19 protein-coding genes and 1 pseudogene are annotated in these 20,752 nt (G+C 63.9%); 8 read left to right on the forward strand and 12 right to left on the reverse strand.

The features are described 5' to 3' along the window. Nucleotides 1-4: 4 nt before the first annotated feature. The 8 genes from X738_RS49885 to X738_RS49915 form a co-directional block, all read right to left on the reverse strand. On the reverse strand, nucleotides 5-2,917 hold the full coding sequence (locus X738_RS49885) for a formate dehydrogenase subunit alpha (protein ID WP_023797595.1): 2,913 nt from the start codon (nucleotides 2,915-2,917) through the stop codon (nucleotides 5-7). 7 nt (nucleotides 2,918-2,924) lie between these two features. Then, a complete protein-coding gene (locus X738_RS49890; RefSeq protein WP_023797596.1) occupies nucleotides 2,925-3,143 on the reverse strand; it encodes a formate dehydrogenase in 219 nt (72 codons plus the stop codon). 33 nt (nucleotides 3,144-3,176) lie between these two features. Next, entirely contained in the window at nucleotides 3,177-3,836 is a 660-nt protein-coding gene (locus tag X738_RS49895; protein WP_091597818.1) for a TorD/DmsD family molecular chaperone, read from the reverse strand. 115 nt (nucleotides 3,837-3,951) lie between these two features. Then, nucleotides 3,952-4,653, reverse strand: a complete 702-nt coding sequence (locus tag X738_RS80740) for a DUF3306 domain-containing protein (RefSeq protein WP_023797598.1) — start codon at nucleotides 4,651-4,653, stop codon at nucleotides 3,952-3,954. Beyond that, the gene (locus X738_RS49900; RefSeq protein WP_023797599.1) at nucleotides 4,650-5,162 is read right to left on the reverse strand and encodes a DUF3305 domain-containing protein; all 513 of its coding nucleotides are present in this window, start codon (nucleotides 5,160-5,162) and stop codon (nucleotides 4,650-4,652) included. The genes X738_RS80740 and X738_RS49900 overlap by 4 nt, the downstream gene beginning before the upstream one ends. 13 nt (nucleotides 5,163-5,175) lie before the next feature. Next, nucleotides 5,176-6,192, reverse strand: a complete 1,017-nt coding sequence (locus X738_RS49905) for a DUF6352 family protein (RefSeq protein WP_023797600.1) — start codon at nucleotides 6,190-6,192, stop codon at nucleotides 5,176-5,178. Next, nucleotides 6,189-6,731, reverse strand: a complete 543-nt coding sequence (locus tag X738_RS49910; RefSeq protein WP_023797601.1) for a DUF6505 family protein — start codon at nucleotides 6,729-6,731, stop codon at nucleotides 6,189-6,191. Before X738_RS49910 ends, X738_RS49905 begins: the two co-directional genes overlap by 4 nt. Continuing rightward, a complete protein-coding gene (locus X738_RS49915) occupies nucleotides 6,722-7,459 on the reverse strand; it encodes a biotin/lipoate--protein ligase family protein (protein WP_156942557.1) in 738 nt (245 codons plus the stop codon). Before X738_RS49915 ends, X738_RS49910 begins: the two co-directional genes overlap by 10 nt. A 101-nt stretch (nucleotides 7,460-7,560) precedes the next feature. Between X738_RS49915 and X738_RS49920 the strand changes: the two genes are divergently transcribed. Together X738_RS49920 and X738_RS49925 are read left to right on the forward strand one after the other, a co-directional pair. Further along, nucleotides 7,561-9,600, forward strand: coding sequence for a 4Fe-4S binding protein (locus tag X738_RS49920; protein ID WP_023797603.1), 2,040 nt, complete (start codon nucleotides 7,561-7,563; stop codon nucleotides 9,598-9,600). Nucleotides 9,601-9,846: 246 nt separating this feature from the next. Then, nucleotides 9,847-11,080, forward strand: a pseudogene (locus tag X738_RS49925) (diguanylate cyclase domain-containing protein). A gap of 9 nt (nucleotides 11,081-11,089) precedes the next feature. Here X738_RS49925 and X738_RS49930 read toward each other — a convergent pair. Continuing rightward, the gene (locus X738_RS49930) at nucleotides 11,090-12,376 is read right to left on the reverse strand and encodes a c-type cytochrome (protein ID WP_023797608.1); all 1,287 of its coding nucleotides are present in this window, start codon (nucleotides 12,374-12,376) and stop codon (nucleotides 11,090-11,092) included. Nucleotides 12,377-12,485: 109 nt separating this feature from the next. On the opposite strand from X738_RS49930, the gene X738_RS49935 reads away from it, so the two are divergent. After that, on the forward strand, nucleotides 12,486-12,692 hold the full coding sequence (locus X738_RS49935; RefSeq protein WP_031254328.1) for a DUF6494 family protein: 207 nt from the start codon (nucleotides 12,486-12,488) through the stop codon (nucleotides 12,690-12,692). 42 nt (nucleotides 12,693-12,734) lie between these two features. Here the strand turns inward: X738_RS49935 and X738_RS49940 are convergent, their stop codons facing one another. Beyond that, entirely contained in the window at nucleotides 12,735-13,610 is an 876-nt protein-coding gene (locus X738_RS49940; protein ID WP_023797610.1) for a helix-turn-helix transcriptional regulator, read from the reverse strand. Between the two features lie 99 nt (nucleotides 13,611-13,709). Here X738_RS49940 and X738_RS49945 point away from each other — a divergent pair, with 99 nt between their 5' ends. Genes X738_RS49945 through X738_RS49965 form a run of 5 tightly spaced genes read left to right on the forward strand, consistent with a single transcriptional unit; the run spans nucleotide 13,710 to nucleotide 19,143 of the window. Next, nucleotides 13,710-14,402 (forward strand): ABC transporter permease, encoded by a 693-nt coding sequence (locus X738_RS49945; RefSeq protein WP_023797611.1) that lies wholly within the window; start codon nucleotides 13,710-13,712, stop codon nucleotides 14,400-14,402. A 2-nt stretch (nucleotides 14,403-14,404) separates the two neighbouring features. After that, nucleotides 14,405-15,127, forward strand: coding sequence for an ATP-binding cassette domain-containing protein (locus tag X738_RS49950; RefSeq protein WP_031254330.1), 723 nt, complete (start codon nucleotides 14,405-14,407; stop codon nucleotides 15,125-15,127). Nucleotides 15,128-15,135: 8 nt separating this feature from the next. Then, nucleotides 15,136-15,987, forward strand: coding sequence for a substrate-binding domain-containing protein (locus X738_RS49955; protein ID WP_023797613.1), 852 nt, complete (start codon nucleotides 15,136-15,138; stop codon nucleotides 15,985-15,987). A 50-nt stretch (nucleotides 15,988-16,037) separates the two neighbouring features. Then, on the forward strand, nucleotides 16,038-17,159 hold the full coding sequence (locus tag X738_RS49960) for a molybdopterin-binding protein (RefSeq protein ID WP_306454932.1): 1,122 nt from the start codon (nucleotides 16,038-16,040) through the stop codon (nucleotides 17,157-17,159). A gap of 7 nt (nucleotides 17,160-17,166) precedes the next feature. Beyond that, nucleotides 17,167-19,143: a molybdopterin biosynthesis protein gene (locus X738_RS49965; protein ID WP_023797615.1), complete on the forward strand. Its 1,977-nt coding sequence runs from the start codon at nucleotides 17,167-17,169 to the stop codon at nucleotides 19,141-19,143. Here the strand turns inward: X738_RS49965 and mobA are convergent. Continuing rightward, nucleotides 19,140-19,772: a molybdenum cofactor guanylyltransferase MobA gene (gene mobA / locus X738_RS49970; RefSeq protein WP_023797616.1), complete on the reverse strand. Its 633-nt coding sequence runs from the start codon at nucleotides 19,770-19,772 to the stop codon at nucleotides 19,140-19,142. The genes X738_RS49965 and mobA overlap by 4 nt on opposite strands. After that, nucleotides 19,762-20,652 carry a formate dehydrogenase accessory sulfurtransferase FdhD gene (fdhD, locus tag X738_RS49975; RefSeq protein WP_031254332.1) on the reverse strand — a complete coding sequence of 297 codons (891 nt, stop codon included), beginning with the start codon at nucleotides 20,650-20,652 and terminating at the stop codon, nucleotides 19,762-19,764. The genes mobA and fdhD overlap by 11 nt, the downstream gene beginning before the upstream one ends. Between the last annotated feature and the right edge of the window lie 100 nt (nucleotides 20,653-20,752).

Consider the following 20,752-nt stretch of genomic DNA (forward strand, 5'->3'; position numbering starts at 1 on the left):
CCGTTCACGCCGCAACGATCTGGCAGAGCGTGCACTTCGGCTCCTGCATGCCCGTCACCGGATCGTAGCCGTAGGTGGTGATGCTGTTGACGCTCTCTCCCAGAACGTATGGATCGGAGCCCTGCGGATAGTTGGCGCGCAGGTCCTTGCCCTGGAACCAGCCGCCGAAGTGGAAGGGCATGAACGCGACGCCGCGGCCGACGCGCTCCGTGACCAGAGCCTTCACCCGCGCCTTCGCGTTGTTCTCCGCACCATTCACCCAAACCCAGGTGCCATCGCCGATGCCGCGTTCGGAAGCATCGGCCGGGTTGATCTCGACGAACATCTCCTGCTGCAGCTCGGCCAGCCATCTGTTCGACCGCGTTTCCTCGCCGCCGCCCTCATATTCGACGAGCCGGCCGCTGGTCAGGATCAGCGGGAACGTCTTGGCGATGCCCTTTTCCACCGCCGCCTGCTGCACGCTGAAGCCTATGTTCGGCAACCGGAACTGTGTGGCGTCGGGATAGGTCGGATATTTTGCGACCAGATCCACCCTCGGCGAATAGATCGGCTCGCGATGGGTGGGTACCGGGTCGGGCAGGTTCCACGCTACTGCGCGCGCTTTGCCGTTGCCGTAGGGATGGCAGCCATGGCTGAGCACGACGCGCTGGATCCCGCCTGACAGATCCGTCGACCACGAGACCTTGTTGATGTCGTCGCCGATCTTTTCGATCACGGCGCGTTCTTGCGCCGTCAGATCCTTGTCCCAGCCGAGTTTCTTGAGCACGGCCATGGTGAACTCCGGATAGCCGTCGGTGAGTTCCGAGCCTTGCGTGTAGGAGCCTTCCGCCAATAGGGTCTGGCCGTTTCGTTCGACGCCGAAGCGGGCGCGGAACGGGCTGCCGCCGTCCATGACATGCAGGCCGGTGCTGTAAAGATTGGCCGTACCCGGGTGGCGGATCTCAGGCTTGCCCCAACATGGCCAAGGCAGGCCGTAATAGTCGCCGCCGACCTCGGGATCGTCCTTGGGAGCCCGCATCGTCACCAGGTCGAACTTGTGCTGGTTCTTCATATGCGCCTTGAGCCGCTCCGGCGACTGACCGCAATAGCCCGTCGACCAGCTGCCGCGGTTCATCTCGCGCAGCACGTCCTCCGGCACCGGACGGTCGCCCTCGACGGCTATCTTCTTGAACATCTTGTCGGCAAGCCCGAGCTTCTTCGACAACAGATAGATGACCTGGTAGTCGTCCTTCTGCTCGAAGCTCGGCTTCACGATCTGCTCACCCCACTGGATGGCCCGATTTGAGGCGACGCGCGAGCCTGACGTCTCGAATTGCGTGCAGACCGGCAACAGATAAGTGTTGTCCTTTCGCCCCGCCTCCACCGCCAGCGATGCCCAGGTGGTGGGATGGGGATCGGCGACGACAAGCAGCTCCAGGCCTGTCAGGCCTTTCATCGAATCCGGGATACGGGTGATACTGTTGCTGGCGTGGCCCTGAATGAACATGGCGCGCATGCTGTCGCGCTGCGCTATCTTGTCCTTGGGCAGCGAGACGGAATCGAACCACCTTGTCAGCGGTATGCCCGGGGTTTCCATGGCATCCTTCGAGTCGAACTGGCTCAGCAGGTCCTCGTAGGGGATCTCCCAAACGCGCGACCAGTGCTTCCAGGCGCTTTCCGTCAGCCCGTAATAGAAGGGCAGGGTGACCACATCGAGCCCGATATCCGTCGCGCCCTGGACGTTGTCATGGCCGCGGAAGATGTTCGCGCCCGTCCCCGGCTTGCCGACATTGCCGGTGGCGAGACACAGTATGCAACTTGCGCGTGTATTGGCCGTGCCAACCGTGTGGTGTGTCTGGCCCATGCACCAGATCATCGTCGACGGCTTCTGCGTGGCGAACATCTCGGCGACACGCTTCACCTGATCGCCAGGCACGCCGGTGATCTGTTCAACCTCCTCCGGCGTGTATTTCGCGACTTCCTTGCGGACCTCATCCATCCCGTAGACGCGCTGCGCGATGAATTCCTTGTCCTCCCAGCCGTTCTCGAAGATGTGCCATAGCATGCCCCACAACAGCGCTATGTCAGTGCCGGACCGGAACCGGACGTACTCGGTCGCATGGGCGGCGGTGCGCGTGAAACGGGGATCGATGACAATCAGATTGGCCTGGTTGAGTTCCTTGCCTTCCAGCAGATGCTGCATCGCTATCGGATGCGCCTCAGCCGGGTTGCCGCCCATGATGATCATGGTCTTCGAATTGCGGATATCGTTGAAGGAGTTCGTCATCGCGCCGTAGCCCCAGGTGTTGGCTACGCCGGCGACGGTCGTCGAATGACAGATGCGGGCTTGGTGGTCCTGATTGTTTGTTCCCCACAGCGCCGCGAGCTTGCGGAAGAGATAGGTTCCTTCGTTGGAAAACTTGGCCGACCCCATCCAGTAGACGGACTCCGGGCCGGACTTTTCACGGATCTCGAGCAGTTTGTCGCCAATCCCATTGATTGCGTCGTCCCAGGAGACACGCTCCCACTGCCCTGCGGTGAGCTTCATCGGGTATTTCAGCCGGCGGTCGCTGTGTACGAGCTCGCGTACGCTTGCGCCCTTGGCGCAATGGGAGCCGCGGTTGATCGGGCTGTCCCACGAAGGCTCCTGACCGGTCCAAACTCCGTTCTGGACTTCGGCGGTAACGGTGCAGCCGACTGCGCAATGGGTGCAGACGCTTTTCTTCAGTTCTATAGGCACGCCCGGCTGCGGCGGACTGATGGCCGCCGCCTTCTGAACGGTGCCGAGCTGGAACGACCCGAGTGCAGCCATTCCGCCGGCCGCGAGACCGGAACGGCGAAGGAAGGTTCGCCGGTCGATGGGAGCGGAGGCGACCGTGCCCATCAGTGTGTGCAATCTTGTGCGGCTCGCCTGACCGCTCTTGCGCTTGGTCAGCATGGCGCCCTCATTTCTTCAACGTCTCATAACCGTTCACACGGTAGAATGCCTTGACGTGCTCGGTCTCGCGGTAGCGAGCCCTCGTCTCCTCCTCACCGGGATCGTAAGCTTGCGCTTCTCCTGGGGTGAGCGTCACGGCGGCGGCGGCCACGGCGGTAGTGGATGCGCCGCCGAAGGCGCGAAGGAAACTGCGGCGGTTCATTGCCGTCTGTTGCTTTTCCTGCATCTGCCTTCCTCCCTATGCGTCGACGCGATCAGGTCACGAGCTAGGTCGCGCCTCCATGGCAAAGCCTTCGGCTTCGATGTCGATGAAAATCCGCCCCAACGCGCCGACTGCCCGGTAAAACCTGGCCGAGGCCGCGTTTTCCAGATCGGCCAAGAAACGGCTCGCCCACGGCGCGATGTGACGTTCAAAGAAGTCCCGCTCCTCGCCGGCGGGAACCACGAAATGGGTGGCGGCGAAGCCGCTCATGATCTCGAACAGCGTGCCGAGATGATCTTCCGGGTCAAAATGACCGTCCGCGCGTTCAAGGCCGAGGCGCCTCATGTCCCCGCGCAGGCGGGCAAGCGGCCGTTCGTTGAGAAAGCCGGTCAGGTAGTAGGAGGCGTAGGGAACGAGTTCGCCGCGCCCGACCCCGATGAAGAGCTCGAAATACTCGCGACTGACGGCAACCGGAGAGGCTGAAGAAGCGGCCTGGCCGAGTGCGGCATGAGCCTTGCCGAGCGGGGTCTCGGCGTCGCCTCGCAACCCGGAAAGCCGCGCCATGAGGTTTGCATCCGGAGCGGCCAGGAGAAGCGTGGCGAGCAGCGCGTACTCATCCGCGCGTGCGCTGTTCACGTCGTTGACGTCAGCATCTTCTACGCCGGGAACCAGAGCGTCAGCTCCGAACGACGTGCCGATTGCCTCCTCCAGGCGCAAGTCTGGGTTCATCTACTGACCTCGACCGTGCCCCTCAACGAGTGGGTAAAGTGAATACTAGTGCCCCGCCCGGCAATTGCAACAGCGACTGTGCCAAAATGGCAACAAATCCAGATCAGCGCGGCATGGCGCCGCCATGGCGTCGCTGGCGATCGATCGGCGATGATTCCGCGGCGCCGGCGCCGGCGCCTTCGTCGCGGTCGATGGCGGTCCCGGCGCCGTCGGCCGAAGGAGATTCGGGGTTTGCCGGTTCGATCGAACTGTCCGGCGTGACAGAATCCGACCCATCGGCTGAGGCGTTCACGCCCTCGTCCGCCAAAACGGCGCTGGTCGCTGGCGCCTTCTCCGGCGCCTGCGAAGTCATGGCGGCGGGTGCCGGATCGGTCGGGTTGCCGCCGTTCGACAGGAAATCCACGACAGCTTCGCTGGATGCTTTCAAGGGGCCGAATCCCGCCATGGATCCAGGGCTGTTGAAGTCCCAGGCATATTCGGAAGGCCCGATATGATCACGAATTGCCGGATCGAGCGACCACATCTTGCGCAATGCGGCGCGCTTCAACATTTTGGGCACGCCTTTGCGCAGGAAGGCTGAGAGATCGCTTTGAGCGGTCAGATCCTCGAGGCGAGGGAGGGGCTCGGCGGGCTCGGCGGCCTCCGGCTCGACAATTGCTGGTGCAAGCTGCTCACCAGTATCGGCTGGCGCCGCAACTTCGTCAGGCGAAAGCTGATCGTTCTGCGGCCCCGCAGTCGAACTGTAACGCGCCGCCTGTTTCAGGCGCGACCAGCGGGCGAAGACATTGTCGCGTCCCGCGCTCATTCGGCATCATCCGTCGTTCCGGAACGAGGACCGCGCCTCGCCAGGGCATCAGGGTCCGCCCGATCGCGCTTGCGCTTGATGAAAGGACGCTCGACGTGATGCGTCTCGACAAAGGCGGCCAGCCATTGCTGAAGCTCGATCGGCATCGGCACGGCCTCGATGATGTCGGGGCCAGCCTCGGTCAGCGACTCGCCCTCGAAAGGGTCAGCGGTCACCAGGTGCAGCACAACTCCGGGTGGAGCATCGCTCGACCGGAGCGCGATCCACAGGCTAGGCCGCCCCGAACGGAGGTTGTCCCGGTACATGCCCGTGTCGCACCCGAAGAGCTCAAGCTTGAAAGTTCCGGCATAGAAGCGCGTCACGCCGTCTGATTCGTGCAGCACCGACCATGGCGCCGCGCTCGGCGCGCCCGCCAGCACGGCCACGGGAACCCAGACATGGTCGATCCACGGGTTGTCCAGAGCCCGTCGCTCGACGATCACCCCGACTTCCGCCGTCTCCCGCACCATGGCACCAATCCTCCTAGTTCACCGTCCCTGGGGGGCGAAACGGCAGGCCTGCGACAAGGTTCTGCGGCTTCATGCGGATCGTTCGATCAGGGGTCATGGCCATTATGAGCCAGACGGGCCTGGCGCCCACCTGCGGCAGTACTTCGCCTGTGTCGGAGAAGGTGAGCCGGAACAGTGCAATCACGCGCTGTGCAGCCTCCGGGTCAAGTTCATCGCCGGCCCAGAGCGTGTTGCCGATGCGGGTCGCTTCGGCGTCGAGGCCGACGAACCAGGCCCAGTCCTCGTCCTCGATCCGCTCCACCGGCTCGATCTCCACGTCCACCGCAAGTAGATGGCGAACCCAGATCTCCATTGCTGTGGCAAGGCCGCGCCGGGTCGGACTGCGCGCGCTGCCCAGCTTGAGCACCATATCGAAAGCGTCGCTCCTGGCGAAGTAACGCTCGGCATTGTTCTCGTCGAGTATCTCCAGTTCGGTGACGGCTGGGCCACCAAGCATGTTCAGGAGTGGCGAGGCATGGCGGTTCTGTTCATGCAGCTCTATGGTTTCGGCATCGGCGAGAAGCACGGCGCCCTCGTTAGACGTCACCCGTTGCGGCCGATAAAACAGCTCCGCGGCTCGCACGACGCAGGCGTCGTGCTGACCATCCAGCGCATTGCGCAGGACGACCTGCGCAAGCTGGTTCATGAACAGCGGCGGGATAGTTTCGGCCGAGCCGCGCGCCAGCGCGAGATATGCGGCCTCGAGTGAGGGAGCGGCCAACACATGGTCGCGAAAGGCGATCATGAACTCCCAGTTCTCGCGCGCATCCGGGTCCTCCAGGGCGGCGATCTCCTGCTTCGCGACCGGCCGGCGCGGATGATGCATCAAAAGCTCGTGATGCAGGCGCAGCTCCGCCGGGCAGGCCGTTTCGGGAGGGAGAAGCTCTGGCCGCGCAAAATATGCCTTCAGAAAGGAGTCGGTCACCAGCAGGCGCCCGGCCTCATCCCTGTCGAGAAGGTGATGACCTGAGGAAACCCAGAAATCCTTCACTTCTGCCTCCCGGCCAATGCTAGGAGATCGAACTTTTCCGTCGACTCCTCCTCGCCGTCGATTTCGACAAAGCGGAATGCCGTTGCCGGCTCCAGCCGGCTCGCCTTGCGATGCAGGGTTCGGAAACACTCGCGGGTGCCGGCCTGTTCGCTGGTGCGGTTGACCGCAATCAGCGTGTTTGGCGGGTGGTCGCACAGCGATTGCGCGAATTCTATCTCCTCTTCGGCGGCGGCGCGCGCCGTTTCGGTGTCCGGCGCACCGCATCGCACCACAAGCTGCTCGGCCAGCCGATCGACGGCCGCCGCGCGATCATGCACGGTCGCGTCCGTGACCACGACGAGGGTGGACCAGCCGAAGCTATCAATGCCGAGGAACCCGGCGCGGAACGCCTGCCGTTGCTTGCCGGAAAGCCTGGCCACATCGGCGCCGAAGAACAGGAAGGTGCCGGTCACCGCCCATTCGCCCGGTTCTGCAGCGCGCGAATAGACAAACGTATCCGATGGATCGAGGCGGATCGTTCGCGGCAGCTTCAAAGCCATGGCGTGCCCGTCATCGGATCGAGCCAGGAGGGCCTGGCAAGCGCCTCGGGCAGGCTTCTTCGCTCGCGAAGCCCGTGAGAGGCCGTGTCGGAAATCAGCAGATCGCCGTTGCCGGCAAGCTCTGCATGCTCATCGCCCTTTCGGGGCAGCCGGTCGAGCCAGCGGCTGGCGATCGAACCGAAGCCGGTATCGCTCCATTCGTGGAATGCGGCCATCAGATGGCGGGAGAAGCTCGCAACGATCTCACCGGCATCGAGCGCCACGAAGCCGAGTTCGTCAAGCGCGCCAAGCAGCGGCCGCAGACCGGGCTCGCCGGCGCGGATGACGGCGGTGCGGATCATGCCGGAGAAGACGATCCAGTCGGGGATTTCGTTCTCCCGTGCCCCTTCCGGCCAGCCCAGGCGGGCGCCGCCGACGAGAACCCCGTCGACGCGAACAGTGTCGGGCCAGTCGAAGGTGATGGGCCGCGACGGCGGAGCATGGACCGCAAGCGCATCGGCAAGTGCGTTCATGCCGGCATAGATCGCGCGACGCGCATCCTCCAGCGGCTCTTCAGGCTCGAGCACCACTGCGAATTCGGCCAGATCGTAGCGGCGCACCCAGGCAAGCGTGCCTGCCCCTTCGTCTGCCGCAATCGCGCAGGCGTGCGCAAAGGCGTCACCGGCCTCTCTCAGCGGCACGAGGCTGTAAGGCGGTGGCAGTTGGATGTCGCTGACAGAGGGCCGCATAGGCCGATCCATATTTTGATGACGGCGACTGTAATGTCTTTATAATACTTCCAAGCAAGAGGCGCTACCGCGTGGACAAGGAAGATGCCACGGGAGTCGGAATGAGCCTGGACAAACGACGCACGGTCCTTGTCTGCTCCTGCGAGCGGAGCATGCCACGCTTCGGCGCCAGCGTCGCCCGCGGATGCAAGGGCGCACGGGTCGAGGCGGGGGACCAGTTCTGTGGCGCGGAACTCGACCGGGTGCGCAGCGCCCTGAGCGGCGGCGAAGCAGTCACCATCAGCTGCACGCAACAGGCGCCGCTTTTCGGCGATCTCGCCGAGGAACTCGGTTTCGCAGGCGATCTGGTTTTCGCAAACATTCGCGAGACGGGCGGCTGGTCGCAGGATGCTGCTGCTGCCGGCCCGAAAGCGGCGGCTCTGCTAGCCATGGCGGCCGAACCCGCTTCGCCACCCGCGCTGGTTACGCTTTCGAGCAATGGTGTCGTCCTGGTCTATGGCTGCGACGCGACGGCGATCGATGCGGGCCGGCAACTCGCCGAAAAGCTGGATGTCACTGTGTTGCTTAGCCGTCCGCGCGATATCGCGCCGCACCGGGTCTGGGATTTTCCCGTCATGCAGGGAACGATCCGGCAAGCGCGCGGCCATCTTGGCGCCTTCGAGCTGACAGTCGACGATTTCGCGGCGCCCAATCCATCTTCGCGCGATCGGCTTGGCTTTGGGATATCGCGGGATGGAGCGGTCTCGAACGCCGACATCATCCTTGATCTCTCCGGCGGGGATCCGCTTTTCCCTGCTCATGAATTGCGCGACGGCTACGTGAAGGCCGATCCCGGCGATCGCGCCTCCGTCGCCGTTGCGATCGCAACGGCAGCCGATTTGGTTGGCGAGTTCGACAAGCCGCGCTTCATCGATTTCTCCGCCGATCTGTGCGCCCATTCGAGATCGCGCATCACCGGCTGCACACGGTGCCTCGACCTGTGCCCCACTGGGGCGATAACGCCCGCCGGGAACCACGTCGCAATCGATGCGGAAGTATGCGCCGGCTGCGGCAGCTGCGCGGCGGCATGTCCCACGGGCGCTGCCGCCTACGCCGTGCCGGATGCCGAGTCGCTGCTTCGGCGGCTGCGGACGCTTCTTGTCACCTATCGTGAGGCGGGCGGCCTGGATGCGATTGTGCTTTTCCATGATCTCGGCCATGGCGAGCCGCTGATCGACGCACTTGCCCGCTTCGGCGCGGGTCTGCCCGCAAATGTCCTGCCGGTCGCGGTGAACGAGATAACCCAGTTAGGGGTCGAGGCGTGGACCGCGCCGGTCGCCTGGGGCGCTTGCGCCGTAAGGGCGCTGTCGTCGGCCAAGCCAAGGCATGAGCTTACCGGAATTACGGCAAACGTCGCAATCGCCAATCTTTTGAGCCGGTCTCTCGGTTATGGCGCGGAGGTCTGCGGATTGATCGAAGTGGACGATCCCGACATACTCGCCTCGGCGCTCGACCTGATTACTCCAGATGCTGCGTCGCGGCGCCCGGCGGCATTCCTGCCGCTCGGCAAGAAGCGCAGCCTGCTGACGAGCACCATGCTCGAGCTGCATCGAGCCGCGCCGACGCCGGTCGACCGGGTGGCGTTGCCTGCTGCAGCTCCGTTCGGCGGCCTGGACGTCAATGTAGAAGGCTGCACGCTCTGCCTCTCTTGTGTCTCGGCCTGTCCAACCGGGGCGCTTTCCGACAGCGAACAGCAGCCGGCCCTGTATTTTTCCGAGAGCGCCTGCGTGCAGTGCGGCCTTTGCGCCGCGACCTGCCCGGAGAAGGTCATCACCTTGACGCCGCAGGTGGATTTCCAGGCATGGGGCGCTCGCAGCCGGGTCGTGAAGCAAGAGCAGCCGTACAACTGCATCCGCTGCGCAAAGCCGTTCGGCACAAGGAGCACCGTCGAGCGGATCGTCGCCAAGCTCGAAGGCAAACACTGGATGTTTGCAGGCGAGAACGCACGGCGGCTCGATCTTGTACGGATGTGCGACAATTGCCGCGTCGATGCGGCCATGAATGAGGGCTTCGATCCTTATGCCGGCCCTGGTCGTTCGCCGCCGCGAACCACTGAAGACTATCTGCGGGAGCGCAAGGCCTCGAGCGACAAGGCGGTCTGAGCCCTCGGTCTGAGCCCTCGCTTTGGACTGCCCCTCGACATAGGTCGGGTGCACCGCCTTGCCGGCGTCAAGCGGAGAGCCGGCTTCGAGGGTTGCAATCAACACGCAAATAAACGGTTTTAGCAATCAAATCTTCAGCATAGCGTGACATGCTTGCCGCTCGGCTGACCGCCGGGTGGCTCGAATGGATGTATGGGAAAGGGGGGCCTCAGGGCCCGTCGATTGGTAGATCGAACGCACCTCGACATGCAGGACGATCCTGCCGTCACGGCGGAAGTTGAGCGACTTCTGGCGCAGCGCACGCGCGACATCCGGCTCAAAGGCGAGATCAAGCGCCTGTTTCAGGCACGTGTCTGGTCGCAAACGGCCAAGATCATCCGCGCCTGGATGACATGGGTGGCGTTCCTGGATGTCCTGACGCTGGCGCTCAACCTGGTGATGCTTCCAAGGTCGATCGCGCTATCCATGCTCTTGCCTGGCGCCATCATCCCTCCCGTCGCTGCAGCCGTGGTCCTTGTCTGGCGAAAACGGCGCCCGTCCTGGGTCCAGGGGGTTCCCTGATCACAGGCATGTTCCTCATCCTGTTGTCGATCGTATTGGTCGGCGCAAGCGCCGGCGGCGAGTTCTACGAACGGCACTTGAACATCATGCTGTTCGTAGCGATTACCGCCATCATCATCTTCGGCGTCCTCAGGCATGGACCGTGACGGTCGCGGCTTTGGCTCTCGGTCTCTATCTCGTCTTCCAGGTGCAGAACCCGGGCCTTGAGATTGGCAATGCGGTGGCTGCCACGTAGTTTTTTGCCAGCGGCATTCTCGCTACGGTCGCCGCGCGGCGTACGATGACAATTCTGGCTCAGAAGACTTTTCTGTTCGAGCTTCGAGACCGACGCAGGGTTGCCGAACTGGCAGAAGCGAACGATCGGCTGGAGCTTCTGGCGAGAACCGATCCGCTGACCGGCGTCGACAATCGGCGCCGGATGACGGAAACGCTCGACCACGTCTGGGGCGGTGGCGGCAAATGCCCCGGCGGCGCCGCCATGCTGATGTGCGACATCGACGACTTCAAGAAGCTCAACGATCGTCTCGGTCATGCCGAGGGCGATCGTTGCCTCATCGAGGTCGCCCGCTTGATCCGGGAGAACGTGAGGCGCGATCGCGATCATGTTGCGCGCTACGGCGGTGAGGAATTTCTCGTGCTGCTTCCAAGTGTGAACGAGCAGGAGGCCGCCATTGTAGCCGAGCGAATTCGCGAGTGTGTGGAAGCTGCTCGTCTTCCTAACCCTGGATCCCGCGTGTCCCGCTATATCACCCTCAGCATCGGCGTGGCGGTCCAGGCGCCGGACCAGGCCATTTCGCCGGAGCAGCTCCAGCGCCAGGCCGATGAAGCACTCTATGTTGCCAAGCAGACTGGCCGCAATCGGGCGGTGTTCCACAGGCTGGAGTCATCGAGCCTTTTGGGCGCTCGGTCGATGCGGTGATGTCGAAGTTCAGTCCGTGCGTGTCTCGGCCTGAAGAAAGCGGATCAGGGCTGCCCGATCCTCGGCATTGCTGATCGTCTGTTCAGGCATCTTGGTGCCGGGGGTGTAGGCGTTCGGACCCAGCTCGAACAGCTCTGACACGGTTTCCGGTGTCCAGACGATGTCCATTTTCCGGAAAGCGGGCGAATAATGGTAACCCGGCACGGACGCTATCTTGCGCCCGAAAATGCCATGCAGCGTCGGCCCGGCTCGATGGCCATCGTTCGGGTCGAGCGTATGGCAGGCAACGCAGGCGCGAAATACTTCTGCGTCCGGATTGCCTGCGTATCTGGCCATCGGATCGGTCCTGCCTGCTGTAGCGGCTCCAAGGCGCTCGCCCGTCTCGACGTTCCATTCCCGCACCAGATGGTCGGCGCCGCCAGCCAGAAGCGTCTTGCCGCCAGCCGCGAACGCAAGCGACCATACCGCCACGCCGGAGGTGTCGAGCGTGCGGATGGTGGAGAGGCTGATGGCGTCCAACAACAGGATTCCATCACCGATGCCGGCGACGGCGAGATAGTTCGCGACTGGGGTGACGGCGAGAGCAATCACCGGTTTGCCTAAGACCGGAACTTCCAGCTGCACTTTGCCGCGCCGGTCGAGCAGCCGCAGCTGCCCGTCAGCACCTGCGACGAACAGGCGGTCGCCGGACGCTCTTGCTAGCGCGTTGAGCGGCGTCGGCATGATGGCCCGAAGCGGAGCCGCCCCAGCCTGGCTCGGCCAAAAGATGACCGTCGCGTCATAGCCGGCGCTGACGAGGGTTGCGTCCGCCAAGAAGGCGAGCGCATTGACGTTTGCACGATGGCCTTCGAGGACGCGCGCTGGCCCACCGGCAAGCGGCCAGAGCCGGACGGTGGTGTCCCAGGACGCCGAAGCCAGCATCGATCCGTCGGGTGACAGTTCGAGGTCGGCGACAGGCCCGGTGTGGCCCTCCAGGATGTGGGCCGGCTCGCCTCGACCGATTTGCCAGATCGCGATGCGACCATCCGTACCGGCGCTGGCAAAGCGCCCGTTTGGCAATGCAGCGACGGCAGTTACCTCACCTTCATGAAAGAGCAGCACGTCGCGTGCTTCGCCGGTCTCAAGCGACCAGATGATTGCCTTGGTATCAAAACTGCCGGTTGCCACCGTCTTTCCGTCCGGCGCCACGGAAATCGCCCGCACCGGACCGCCATGCCCGCGCAGTTCCGCACCATGTGCCGTCGCGCCGGCGAGGAAAACAGCAGCGAGCAAAGCTGTTGCGAGCGTCTTATGCATTGCGCATCATACGTTTCCGTGTTCCGCTGGCGGGCAGCGTCTTTGCCGGGGAACAGCATGCGATCGCGACCCGACCAGCCGCACAGTCCAAGCTATTAGAGGCAATCCTATGACTCAAAATATGGAAACCGATGCCTTCAACGTGTCGATGCGCAAGTTCCTGAAGCAGGTCGGCGTCACCTCGCAGCAGGCGATCGAAAAGGCCGTGGCGGATGCGGGACTGAAAGGGCAGGGGCGCCTGACCGTGAGGGCCGTGATCACGGCCGAACGCGCGGGTCTGCACCACGTCGTCGAAGGCGACATCGACCTTGGCTGAACAGGTTCGGCGGTGCGCCCGGCGCTCCATCGACACCCCACATCAATGGAAGAATCGGACCTGCCCGGCCGGGTCGGTGTCATAGCCCGTAAGTTCTGCGGCGCGCTGGGTGAAGCTGTCCTCGGCCATGAGGCGGATCAGCGCCTGGATCGAAGGCTGGAAATAGGTTCGCTGCCGCATCAGCAGATCGAAATTCTCCCACGCCAATGACACGAATTCGAGGCCGGCGGCGCGCGCGGCGGCGCGTGTGGCGATGCCGCAATCGGCCCTGCCGGTCCGGATCGCGGCAGCGAGTTCCGGCCCTGTCAGGTATGGCGGCTCGAGCCGGTTCAACCGCCTCTGGCTGGCGCCGGCGCGGGCGACTAGGACATCCAGCAGCATTTGGGCTCCGGCCCCGACCTGGCGCATCGCGATCTTGGCGCCGCTTTCTAGGACATCGGCCAGGCTGTTGAGCGATCGGGGGTTGCCCGGCGGCAGCAGCAGCCCTTGTTCGCGCCGCGTGAAACCGATCAGCACCGCATCGTGCAGCCGCGGCATGGCGCGCGCGGCCTCCACATTGGGGTCGGCGGCATCACCGTGGAAATGGATCGCCGCAGCGGCAATCTCGCCACGCAAAAGACGCGCAACGCCGAGTGCCGTCCCCTCGGTAAGCGAGGCGAGGCCAGAGCCCGCCTGACGAAGGCTCCATTCAAGCAGGTCGTCCTGGCTGCCGCCGACTATGGGCGGCGGCTCGGGCGCAATCATTCCGTCGGGACGCGCCAATCCCGACAGAACCCACCGGTCGAGCTCGTTACGCGGAAACAGCCATTTGCCCGTCACTTTGCTGCACGGGATGCTGTTTTTGGCGACCAGCTCGTAAAGCTTGCGTTCGCCAAGGCGCAAATAGTCTGCGGCTTCTGCAGTCGTCAGCAAATCCATCTGCAATCTTATGCATATTCCTGCGCAGGTTCAATTGTTTGACGAATGCGGAGTAAATGCAGCAGAAATAGCAGGACGACGCAGCGCAGGTGAAAGGGTATGTCAGAAGGCCTAAATGCATGGCAGCTTATCGCGAGTGGCGACGCGACGCTGATCTCGATAGTGCGGCTTTCGCTGACCATTACCCTGGCCGCCGTTGCAGTTGCGGCCGTCGTGGGACTGCCGCTCGGGGCGTTGCTGGCACTGACCCGTTTTCCGGGACGTTCCGCGCTCGTCGTGCTTGTCAACGGCTTCATGGGCCTGCCGCCCGTAGTCGTCGGCCTGACCGTTTACCTGCTGTTGTCGCGATCAGGGCCGCTCGGCGCGTTCGGCCTGCTGTTCACACCGGCCGCCATGGTCATCGCGCAGGCGCTTCTCGTCCTGCCGATTATCGCGGCTCTGACGCGCCAGACCATCGAGGATTTGTGGCGCGAATATCGCGAGGAACTGACGGCGATGGGCGTCGGCCCGACAGGCCGGGTGGCGACGCTCTTGTGGGACAGCCGTTTCAGCCTGATTACCGCAATGCTCGCCGGCTTCGGCCGGGCGGCCGCCGAAGTCGGCACGGTCATGATCGTCGGCGGCAATATCGAGGGCTTTACCCGAACCATGACCACCACGATCGCGCTCGAAACATCAAAGGGAGACCTGCCGCTCGCGATCGGGCTCGGCGTCATCCTGATCGGCCTCATTCTTGCCATCAATGCCGCTGCCTGGGGCCTGCGATTGTGGTCGGAGCAACGGGTGGCTTGATGATGCGGGCCGCGCTAACCGACCTTCCTCTCGTTCTGGACCGGGTCTCGCTCAGCGCCGGCGCCACGACCATGCTCGACCGCCTGAACCTGGCGATTACTCCCGGTGCGCCGACACTGGTGCTCGGTCCCAATGGCGCGGGCAAGACGTCACTGCTTCGGGTTTGCATGGGACTTGCCGCGCCTTCCGCAGGAACTGTGAGCTGGGGTGGGCGCACCGATCGCGGCCTCGGGCGCCGGGCAATGCTGCTCCAGAAACCGGTGATGCTGCGCCGCTCCGTCGCCGCCAACGTGGTTTACGCACTGGCGCAAGCTGGCTGTCCGCGCCATCGTCGCGCGGCACGCACCGAGGAACTTCTCGATCGTGTGGGCCTTCTGGGCCTGGCGGCCCGACCTGCGCGGCGCTTGTCCGGCGGCGAGCAACAGCGCGTGGCGCTTGCCCGCGCACTGGCGCGCGAACCCGAGATCCTGCTGCTCGATGAGCCCACCGCCAGCCTTGATCCCGCTGCAACCCGCCATGTCGAGGAGATCATCCTGATGGCCTCCCAATCGGGTACCAAGATCGTCATGGCTTCGCACGATCTCGGCCAGGTGCGACGGCTCGCGGGAGATGTCGTCTTGCTCGTTTGCGGCCGACTGTGCGAGCACGCCAGCGCCGGTGATTTTTTCGATCGCCCCGCATCCGCAGAAGCTGCCGCCTTTATCCATGGGGAACTCGTGCTTTGACCGCGGAAATGGAGCTTCCAGTGCTGAACCGTCGACTGTTTACCGCAATTGCGATCATTTTGACTTTCCTCGCTTCCAGCGGCGCATCGGCCAGCGCACAGGAACAGTCGATCGTGGTGGCCTCGACGACGTCGACACGGGATTCCGGCCTTTTCGACCACATACTGCCTTTGTTCACCACAAGGACCGGAATCGAGGTGAAGGTGGTCGCGCAGGGAACCGGCCAGGCCCTCGACGCCGGCCGCCGGGGAGACGCAGACGTGGTCTTCGTCCATGCCAGGGAGCAGGAGGAGAAATTCGTCGAGCAAGGTTTTGGCGTGAAACGCTTCGATGTGATGTACAATGATTTCGTCCTGATCGGGCCCAGAGGCGACCCGGCCGGCATCAAGGGTTCGCCGGATATCGCAGTCGCCTTGACATCGATCCAGAGCAAAAAAGCTGTTTTTGTTTCCCGCGGCGACAAATCCGGAACCCACTTTGCTGAACTCGGACTCTGGAAGGCGGCAGGTGTCGATATCGCGGCGGTGGGGGACCACTGGTACAAGGAGATAGGGCAGGGCATGGGCGCTGCGCTCAACACAGCCAGCGCCATGAATGCCTATGTGCTTTCCGATCGCGCCACATGGTTGGCGTTCAAGAACCGCGGCGAACTGGAGATCGTGGTCGAAGGCGATAAAAGGCTGTTCAACCAGTACGGTGTCATGCTGGTGAATCCCGCGAGGCACCCGAGCGTCAAGGCTGAACCCGGCCAACGCTTCATAGATTGGCTGATCTCGCCTGAAGGACAGCAGGCGATCGGCGAATACAATATTGACGGCCAGCAACTGTTCTTCCCGAATGCTGAGCAGAAGCGCTCCTGAAGTCGGTTGCAAAGCGGGTTGCATCTGCCCCATCATCGGACATGATGAGAATGCAGCCTTCCGTCGGCGCGCTGACCGGTCTCGAAGCGGCTCTCGCCGCACTCCTCGACGGAGTGGAGCCGGTCGCGCCCACTCTTTTGCCGCTTGACCAGACGCCTGGGAAGATCGGCGCCGCCATGCCGCCCCTGGCACGCGCGCAGCCGGTCCGCGACACGGCAAAGACAGATGGCTGGGCGTGCCGCGCGCTCGATCTTGCCGGTGCGTCGGCCTATTCGCCGCTGCCGCTGATGGCATTTCCGGTCTGGATAGAAGCAGGCGGCGCCATGCCGGAGGGATGCGATTGCGTTCTCGAGGCCGATCTCATCGATTGCAGCGGCCCGATGCCCCAGGCGCTCGATGAAGCAGCTCCGGGCCAGGGCGTGCGACGCGCTGGCGAGGACATGGCGGCGGGCCGACCGCTGATCATTGCTGGGCACAGGCTGTCGGCCGCGGACCTCCTGACCGTGCGAAGTGCAGGGATTGGTGAAATTGCGGTGCGGATGCCGCAGGTGCGCCTGATCGATGTCGCCGCCCCAACGAGCGATACTTTCACGGGCCATCTTGTCGCCGACCTCGCAAGAGCTTCTGGCGCGACGGTGTTCGATATCGAAACGGTTTCGCGCGACGCCAAATCCGTCGCCCAGGCGCTTGGCAATGCAGCCGGCGATCTGATCATCCTGATTGGAGGCACTGGTGCGGGGCGCGCCGACGCTACAGCCGACGCGCTTGCCGTGCGTGGGGCGCTCATCGCCCACAACATAGCGCTACAGCCCGGCCGAACCGCGGCGATCGGACGGCTCGATGCGGTCCCGATCATTGCTCTGCCCGGCGCGCCCGATCAGGCTCTTGCCGCCTTTCTGGCGCTGGTTCAGCCGGCTATCGATCGCCTGACGGACAGGAGCGCCCGGCGACAGACGGTCCTGGCGCTGGAGCGGAAAATCTCGTCCACGGTCGGACTGGCCGAGATCGTCCTGCTGAACCAGCAACAAGACAGATGGCGGCCGCTTGCGATAGGAGATTTTTCGCTGGAGGCGATCCGCCTGGCGGATGCATGGCTTGCCATTCCAGGGGGCAGTGAGGGTTGGGCCGCGGGAACACCTGTCGGCGCCTTTGTGTTCGACGATCCCAGATGAGTCGGTGATGACCAGATCCACCCGCCCAGATACCAGCCAGGAGCATACCGGCCAGGAGCAGTTCCTGACGGTCCTGTCGCGCGACGAGGCGCTCGCCCGTTTCGAGGCGGTGCTATTTCCCAGGACGACCCCGACCGAAGAACTGATGCTGGCGGATGCGCTTGGGCTGCCGCTTGCCGATGATGTCACGGCTCCGATCGACGTGCCGCCCTTCGACCGTTCGAACGTCGATGGTTTTGCCGTGCGCGCCGCCGACATCGCCACCGCGTCGGAGGCGCTTCCTGCCAGGCTCCTGCTCAACCGCGAAACCATCGCCTGCGGTGTCGCCCCGCAAATCCCTGTACTCGCAGGCACCGCTACCTCGATCGCGACGGGCGGGCCGGTGCCGCGCGGCGCCGATGCCATCGTCATGGTGGAACACACACACCCAGCCGAAGGCGATGCCATCGAGGTCAGGCGCGGAGCCTCGCCCGGCCAGTTCATCTCGCATGCCGGATCCGACATTGCCCGCGGTGAGGTTCTGCTGCGCGCCGGAACGGTGATCGGCTCGCGTGAAATCGGCATGCTTGCCGCCTGTGGAATTGCGCTGGTGACGGTGGCGCGCAAGCTGCGGGTGGCGGTTTTGTCGACCGGCGACGAACTTGTCCAACCAGGCGACACCCTGCGACCCGCCGGCATTTACGACGCCAATGGCGCAATCGTCAGCGCCGCGATAACCGAAAATGGCGGCCAGGCGAGCTTTCTCGGCGCCTATCCGGATGACGAAGCCACACTCGAAGCCGCCATGCGCGAGGCGCTGGCGGCGCATGACGTGCTGATACTGTCGGGTGGGACGTCCAAGGGCGCGGGTGATGTCAGCCACCGCATCGTGAACCGTCTCGGCGCGCCCGGCATCGTTGCCCATGGCGTGGCGCTGAAGCCGGGAAAGCCGCTTTGCCTCGCCGTCTGCGACGGCAAGCCGGTCGTCGTGCTGCCGGGATTCCCGACTTCGGCCATGTTCACCTTCCACGACATGATCGTACCCGTGCTGCGCCGCATGGCGGGCCTGCCGCCTCGGACCGAAGCGAAGGTCGCTGCAAAGGTCCCACTGCGCATTCAGTCCGAACTCGGCCGCACGGAGTTCGTGATGGTATCGCTGGTCGAGGGTGAGCAGGGGCTGGTCGCCTATCCCACCGGCAAGGGCTCAGGGGCGATAACGTCCTTTGCCCAGGCCGACGGCTTCATCAGCATCGAAGCTCTAGCCGACAATATGCCTGCCGGAAGCGAGGCGTCGGTGACGCTGTTCACCCCGCACGTCCGTGTTCCCGATCTCGTGGTGATCGGCAGCAACTGCACCGGCCTCGATCTTGTCGTGGGCATTCTGTTTCGCGCCGGCCTGACGGTGCGGTCCATCGCGGTCGGCAGCCTGGGCGGCCTGGCCGCGGCCAGGCGAGGCGAGTGCGATATCGCGCCCATCCACCTCTTCGATGCCAAGACGCAAAGCTACAATGCGCCGTTCCTGAGCGAAGGCCTCGAACTCGTGCAGGGATGGCGACGCATGCAGGGCATCGTCTACCGCCCGGGCGACCTGCGCTTCCAGGGGACCGACCCAGAGGAGGCGGTGCGAGCCGCACTCGCCGATCCCAATTGCATGATGGTCAACCGCAACCAGGGCTCGGGCACGCGCATCCTGATCGACCAACTGCTTGGTGCCGCGCGCCCCGACGGATATTGGAACCAGCCCCGCTCGCACAATGCCGTCGCGGCGGCCGTGGCGCAGAACCGAGCCGACTGGGGCGTCACCATTGCGCCGGTGGCGCGCTCAGCCGGGCTCGGCTTCATTGCGCTGAAGGAAGAGCATTATGATTTCGCTCTGGTCTCTGCCCGCAAACAGCGACCCGCGGTGCAGGCCTTCCTAACCGCGCTCGCTTCGCCTGAATTCAACGAGGCGGTCGAGCGCATGGGTTTTTACCCGACCTGGCCAAGTGTGAGATATCCGGGTTAAGGGTCGGCAAGGTGCCCAACCAGCCGTTCGGCCTCGGCAAAATCTTCGACCGTGTTGACATTGAAGAAGGGATCCACCGGCTTGTCCGGCCAGGACTGGGTTGCAACCTTGTAGCGAGCCGTCCACAGGTCGATCTTGCGAACGCCCTCTTCGACCAGTGCATGGCGTAGCGCATCTCGCATCGCCACTTGCCACAGCCCGATGACAGGATGCGTCCGACCCGCTGACATCGCCACCGCCAGATCCGCAGCTTTCGCCATGCGCGCCCGATGCAGCCGTTCGACGAGGTCGCGCGGCAAGAAAGGACAGTCCGCTGCGACGCTGACGATCCATTCGACATCGGGCCTGTTCGCCGCGGTCCAGTCGAGGCCCGCAAGCACGCCGGCAAGCGGGCCCGGATAATTCTCGACCGGGTCGGCGACGACTGGTAGGCGAAAGCGGTCGAAGCGGGCAGGGTCGCCATTGGCGTTCAGCAACAGCCCGTCGCATTGCGGGCTGAGGCGCTCGAGGACACGCTCGAGGATGGTGAGTCCGTCGATCCGACGCATCGATTTGTCGCCACCGCCCATGCGCCGGGCGAGCCCGCCGGCGAGAACGACGCCCAGCGTCGGCACCTTCTCATTCGCCATCGTCGGCTCCCTTGCGTCTGTGACGCGGTGCTTCCTCGTCGACGGAAGCGAGGTCCTGGTCGAAGACGATGCGGTCCGCGCCCGATAGCACGGCGAACCGCTTGCCGCGCGCCCGACCGACCAGCGTCAGGCCGGCCTGACGCGCCAGATCTACTCCCCAGGCGGTGAAACCCGAGCGCGAGACGAGGATCGGAATGCCCATTCGAACCGTCTTGATCGTCATTTCCGACGTCAGCCTGCCCGTCGTGTAAAGGATCTTGTCAGCGGCATCGATGCCGTGGCGATACATCCAGCCGGCGATCTTGTCGACGGCGTTGTGGCGCCCGACGTCCTCCATGTAGCAGATCGGCGTGCCTTCCTTGCAAAGCACGCAGCCATGAATCGCGCCCGCTTCAAGATAGAGCGACGGCGTCGTGTTGATCGTGCGGGTCATTTGGTAAAGCCAGGAGGTGTGCAGCGCGGCTGGCGGCAGAGTGATATCGAGCGCCTCGAGAAGATCGCCGAAAGCGGTCCCCTGCGCGCAGCCTGAAGTCTGCGTCCGTTTTCTAAGCTTCTGCTCGTAATTTGTGTTGCGCTCGGTACGGACGACCACGACCTGCACGTCGTCGTCATATTCGACGTCGGTTACGACGTCGTCAGATTTGAGCATGTTCTGATTGAGCAGGTAGCCCAGCGCCAGATATTCGGGATAGTCGCCGATCGTCATCATCGTGACGATCTCCTGGGCATTCAGATAGAGCGTCAGCGGGCGTTCAACGGGGACGCGGATTTGAATAGCGGCGCCCGTATGATCCATGCCGCTGACCTGTTCGGTCAATCGGATGTCATCCGGGCTCGGCATGATGATGGCGGGGTCTGGTCGGGTTTTCATCTGTTGCATGGCGCTCTCTTGAAATTGCAATCCCGCTCGCCGGAGTGGACGCGTTACCTCCGGCTTGACCTGCACTATATAGCCTGTTCAAACCGATGCCGGTCCACAA

The organism is Mesorhizobium sp. L48C026A00 (assembly GCF_000502375.1).
GTDB lineage: Bacteria > Pseudomonadota > Alphaproteobacteria > Rhizobiales > Rhizobiaceae > Mesorhizobium > Mesorhizobium muleiense.